The organism is Streptomyces sp. NPDC059443 (genome assembly GCF_042750105.1).
Classification (GTDB): Bacteria; Actinomycetota; Actinomycetes; order Streptomycetales; family Streptomycetaceae; genus Streptomyces.
Genome location: NZ_JBHYVM010000058.1, coordinates 7,382 through 12,480, shown reverse-complemented (window position 1 = coordinate 12,480; position 5,099 = coordinate 7,382). Strand labels below are relative to the sequence as shown.

The 5,099-nt window shown below is 71.0% G+C and carries 4 protein-coding genes; all 4 read right to left on the bottom strand.

Annotation, left to right across the window (positions count from 1 at the left end; all coding sequences use genetic code 11):
- Window positions 1-157 precede the first annotated feature (157 nt).
- Window positions 158-1,495: an FG-GAP repeat domain-containing protein gene (locus tag ACFXDJ_RS34925; protein ID WP_384851232.1), complete on the bottom strand. Its 1,338-nt coding sequence runs from the start codon at window positions 1,493-1,495 to the stop codon at window positions 158-160.
- 108 nt (window positions 1,496-1,603) lie between these two features.
- The gene (locus ACFXDJ_RS34920; protein WP_384851230.1) at window positions 1,604-2,803 is read right to left on the bottom strand and encodes an FG-GAP-like repeat-containing protein; all 1,200 of its coding nucleotides are present in this window, start codon (window positions 2,801-2,803) and stop codon (window positions 1,604-1,606) included.
- A gap of 207 nt (window positions 2,804-3,010) precedes the next feature.
- Entirely contained in the window at window positions 3,011-3,163 is a 153-nt protein-coding gene (locus tag ACFXDJ_RS34915) for a hypothetical protein (protein WP_384851228.1), read from the bottom strand.
- 730 nt (window positions 3,164-3,893) lie between these two features.
- Window positions 3,894-4,787, bottom strand: coding sequence for an alpha/beta fold hydrolase (locus ACFXDJ_RS34910; protein WP_384851226.1), 894 nt, complete (start codon window positions 4,785-4,787; stop codon window positions 3,894-3,896).
- Window positions 4,788-5,099: the final 312 nt, after the last annotated feature.

Below are 5,099 nucleotides of genomic sequence, written 5' to 3'. Positions count from 1 at the left end.
GCGCGGGCGGGGTGGGGGGCGGGGGGGGGGGGCGGGGGGGCGGGGGGGGGGGGGGGGCGGGCCCCCCCCCCCCGCCCCCCGCCCGCCCCCCCCCCCCCCCCCGGGTGGGGATGTGGGGCCGTGGGGCGGTGCGTTGACGCGGTGCCCGGTGGCGGGGCTACCAGCCCGTGCCGATCTGGACGCGGGCGCCGAGGGTGTTCGTGCCGTTGATGGCGCCGGTGCCGGGGTAGCTGTAGAAGGTGCCGGTGTCGCTCGGCGAGGCCTGGACCGCGTCGACGTCGCCGATGCCGTCGCCGTTGAAGTCGCCGCTGACCAGGTCCGTCATGGAGCCCCAGCCGGTGCCGATCAGGACGCGGTCGCCGAGGGTGTTCATGCCGCTGATGGACCCGCTGCCCAGGTAGGCGTAGAGGTTGCCGGTGGCCGCTTCACGGGTGACGAGGTCGGCCTTGCCGTCCTTGTTGAGGTCGCCGGGGCTGACGATCTGGTCCATGGCGTTCCAGCCCGAACCGATCTGCACGCGGTCGCCGAAGGTGCCGTTCCCGTTGCCCGGGTAGATGTAGAAGTTGCCGGTGGACGTCTCGACGGCCGCGAGGTCGGTCTTGCCGTCCTTGTTGAGGTCGATGCCCGCCAGGTCGTGCATGCCGTCCCAGCCGGTACCCGCCTTGATGCGGTTGCCGAAGGTGCCGTTGCCGTTGCCCGGGTAGATCCACAGCGCGCCGTCGTTGTCGACGGCCGCGAGGTCCAGCTTCCCCGAGCCGGTGAAGTAGCCGGACGTCAGCTCGCTCATGGTGTTCCAGTTGGTGCCGATCTGGACGCGGGCGCCGAGCTGGCCGCCGCTGGTGCCGGGGTAGTAGAAGAGGATCCCGGTGGTGGCCTCGACCGCCACGACGTCGGCCTTGCCGTCGCCGCCGAAGTCACCGCCGGCCAGGCTGGTCATGCCGGCGGCGGTCGGGGTCGGCGTGGCCTCGACGACCTTGTTGTAGCGGTAGGGGCGGTAGCCGTGACCGTTGAGGTAGCTGCGGGTGTAGTAGGAGGAGTCGATGCGGGCATTGGTGCCCGGGCGGGCTTCCTCCCAGATCTTCGCCGTGGTGTGGCCGGCGTCGGCCCAGCCGCCGAAGAGCACGACGTGGGAGTCGATGTTGTCGAGCATGTCGCCGGGCTGCAGGTCGTCGAGGCTGGACAGCTGGGTGGCGACGTTGGGCAGGGTCCAGGTGGTCAGGCTGGTGTTCAGGTGCCAGGCCATCGAGATGAGGCCGGAGCAGTCCTGGCGGTAGTCGCGGCCCTGCGGGTCCGGGTCGTAGTCCGACTGGCTGTACGGAACTCCGCGGTCGACCCAGTACTGGGCCCGGGACATGATCTCGGCGGAGGTGATGGCGCCGCCGACGGAGGAGGTGCCCGTGGCCTGGGAGGGGGCTGTGGCCAGGCCGGTGACGGCAGCGGCGGCGACCAGCGTGGCGACGGTGGTCTTCTTCAGGTTACGAACAGACATGGACATGACAGGACTCCTGAAAGGTGAATGTGGTTCTGGAAGTTTTTGTGGACGGCGCGGTCTACAGCCGTGCGGGAGAAAGGTGACGCGGAAGCGTGAAGGGCAGTGGCCCGGTTACCAGTTGGTGCCGATCTGGGTGCGGTTGCCGAGGCCGCCGCTGCCGTTGCCGGGGTAGAAGTACAGGGCCCCGGTCGCGTCGGCAGGGGCCTGGACCGCGTCGAGGTCGCCCTTGCCGTCAGCGTTGAAGTCAGCGCCGACCAACTGCCGCATGCTGTCCCAGTTCGTACCGAGCTGCGCGCGGGAGCCGAGGGTGTTCATCCCGCTCAAGGCACCCGTGGAGGGGTACTTCCACAACGTCCCGCCACCATCGATGGCCACGAGGTCGGCCTTGCCATCGGAATCGAGATCGCCCGGCACGGTCAGCTCGGTCATCGCGCCCCAACCCGCACCGATCTGCACCCGGTCACCGAACGTGTTGCTGCCGTTGAGCGAACCCGTTCCCGGATAAGCCCACAGGGCACCGGCCGTGTCCATGGCCAGCAGATCCGCCTTGCCGTCCTTGTTCACGTCCAGGGCGGTCAGTTCCCGCATCCCGCCCCAACCCGAACCGACCTGCACCCGGTTGCCGAGCGTGCTCATCCCGGACGCGCTACCCGTTCCCGGGTATACGTACAAGTTCCCCGACGCGTTCTCCACCGCCAACAGGTCCGGCTTCCCGTCACCCGTGTAGTCAGCAGTCGCGAGCTCGCTCATCGCACCCCAGCCCGAACCGATCTGCACCCGGTCACCGAACCCACCAGCACCGTTGCCCGGGTACAACCACAGCTTCCCCGTCCCCGACTCCACACCAGCCAGATCCTGCTTCCCGTCACCCGTGAAGTCCGCCGCCGCCAACCGCACCATGCCCACTTCGGCGGGCGGGGTGGCGGGGTAGGGGTCGGCGTGGTCGCCGCCGAGGCCGGCTCCGGCGCCGCAGCTGCCCCAGGCGCCGGCGCCCTGGCCGGCGAGGATCTTCTCGGCCGTCAGGATCTGCTGTTGCTTGGTGGCCTGGTGCGGGTAGGCGGCGTACTCGCGGCCCCCGTAAGCGTTCCACGTCGACAGGACTATCTGGAGGCCGCCGTAGTAGCCGTTCCCCGTGTTGATCTGCCAGTTCCCCGTGGACTCGCACTGGGCGACCTTGTCCCACGTGCTGACGGAGGCGGCGTCGGCGGGGGCGGCGGACAGCAGTCCGGCTGCCAGGCCGGCGGCGGCCAGTGCGGTCGCGGCGGCGGTCTTCGTGCCGATACGGCGCTGGGTACGGGGTATTTCGGACATGCGGAACCTCACAAGGGCGGGGCGGACGAGGAGTGAGCGTCGGCGCGGGGAATCCGCTGCCGGGTGGTGCGAAGCGTGTGTGCCGGCTTCGGACCCGGCCGTGGGCCGGCGCCGGTGGGGTCCGTGGGCCCCCGGACGGGGCCTTGGCCACCTGACAGCTGCCCTGCAGGAGCAGCTGGGAGGCAGGGTCGGACGGACCTGCCGGGGCTAGGACCAGCCCCTGGTCTGCGTGCCGGCGGTGGGAGCGGCCCCGAGGGAGGCGGCGTGCACGACGACCACGGCGGGGGCGAGGAAGGAGGAGGAGGAGGAGGAGGCAAGGCCGGTGACCGCGGCGGCCTGGGCGAGACGGGTGCGAAGCATGATCGTGGTCCTTTTCTGACGTGTAGTCCGGTGCCCTGAGGCGGCCTGCGTCCCGCGGTGACGCTGTCCGGTACCTCTCCTGCCGGGCGGTGTTCCCTGCTGGCAAGAACTACTCTCGCTGCTGGTCAGACGGGGTGGAAGAGGATCTGCCTGGACGCAAACGGCCCTGACCCGTTCCGTCCACGCGCTCCGCCGCGAGGCCGAATCCGGTCGGCATCGACTCGTAGAACAGGGCGACCGTGGGTACTTCCGCGCGAGGACCAGCGACCAGTCGGCGAACTCCTCCCGCTCCAGGACCCGTCGGCAGAGCCGGGCCGCGTGCGACTCGGCCGCCGTGGGGTTGTCGGCCCGGACGTAGAGACCGATCACCGGGTGCGGCAGTGCACGCGGATGAGCGACGACGTGCTCAATGCCGGCGCCCTCATGGGCTGTTGCGAGGGGGCTACAACGTGCTGACCGCAGTGGGACTCAACGCCGTCCCGGAATCCGTCCACCGAGTCACCCGAAAGAGACGGCCTAGGGCCACACCGGCGAGCCAATCGCCAAGCGCATCGGTGTCTCCCAGTGCACGGCGCGGCGCATCGCGACGGACCTGCTGGAACGCCTCGGCGCACGCAGCCGGTTCGAGGCAGGCGTGCGCTGCGCACCGGAACCACGGGCCGTACGGGGACAGCGGTTGCACCAATGACCTGGGCAGCGCCACCGGCACCGGCGCCGCCGACCGCCTCGGCTACGCCGACGCCTTGATGCCGTCCAGGAACGGCTCGACCGCTTCGCGCCAGGCCGTCGGCTGGTCGTAGTGGAGGTAGTGGCCCGCGTCGGGGATCTCCGCGTACTGGCCGGCCGGGAGGACCCGGACCATCTCCTGGGCCTCCGCGCGGCCCAGCTCGCCGTCCAGGCCGCGGACGACCAGCGTCGGGCAGCGGACCTGGGCGAGCTCCTCCCAGTGCGCGTCGTGGACCCAGGTCTCGCGCGCGGTCAGCATCTGACGGCGCGAGAACAACGGGCGCCAGCCGTCGTCGGCCTCGTGCATCACCTCGGCGAAGAACCGCCCGCGCCCGGGATCCGGGCGCTCCACGCGGGGGTCGTCCTCGCCGAACCAGCGGCGGGCGGCGTCCTGCGTTGGGAACGGCAGCGGCCAGCGGCGGAACCACTCCTCCCACTCCTGCTGCGAGGCCTCCCCGAGCGCGGAGGCCCGCATGTCGCAGATGACCAGCGCCGCTACGAGGTCGGGGCGGCGGGCCGCGAGCTGCCAGGCGGTGAGGGCGCCCATGGAGTGGCCGATCAGGGTCACCGGGGCGAGTCCGAGCTGTTCGATGGCGGCCTCGGCGTCGGCCACGAAGGCTTCGCGGCCGTAGCGGGTCGCGCTGTCCGAGCCGGCGGGCGGGTGCTCGCTCTGGCCGTGGCCGCGCTGGTCGAGGGCCACGACGCGGCGGCGCGCGGAGAGCCAGCGGGCGGTGCCCGCCCAGTGGAACGCGCGGCCCATCAGTCCATGGAGTAAGAGCGCGGCGGGCTCCCCCGACGCCGACGACTCCGCGACGGGCGGCTCCGCGGCCGGTTGCCGGAACTCCCAGGCAGCCAGGCGTACGCCGTCGGCCCCTGTCACATCGAAGCGCTGTACCACCGCAGATGCACCCCCTTCGCTCCCGGCCACAGTATCGAACCCGTATTCGAAAATAGGGTTCCCGCCGACAACACCGCTCTTTCGAGTGACCTTGCTCAAGGATTGGCCGCCGCTGCCGATGGAGATCCTTTCAACAGGGAGGCGGGCCGCTCGGGGAAGACGGTCCGAAGGGGATGACCTTGAGAGCTCGGGGCTCCAGGTCAAACAGGGGAGGACTGGTCCCCCGGCCGCCGGGGCACCGGCTCCAACCAACACGAACACCCCAGCGGCCAACCCAGACCCGCCACCCGAAGGGGCGAGGCAAAGACACAG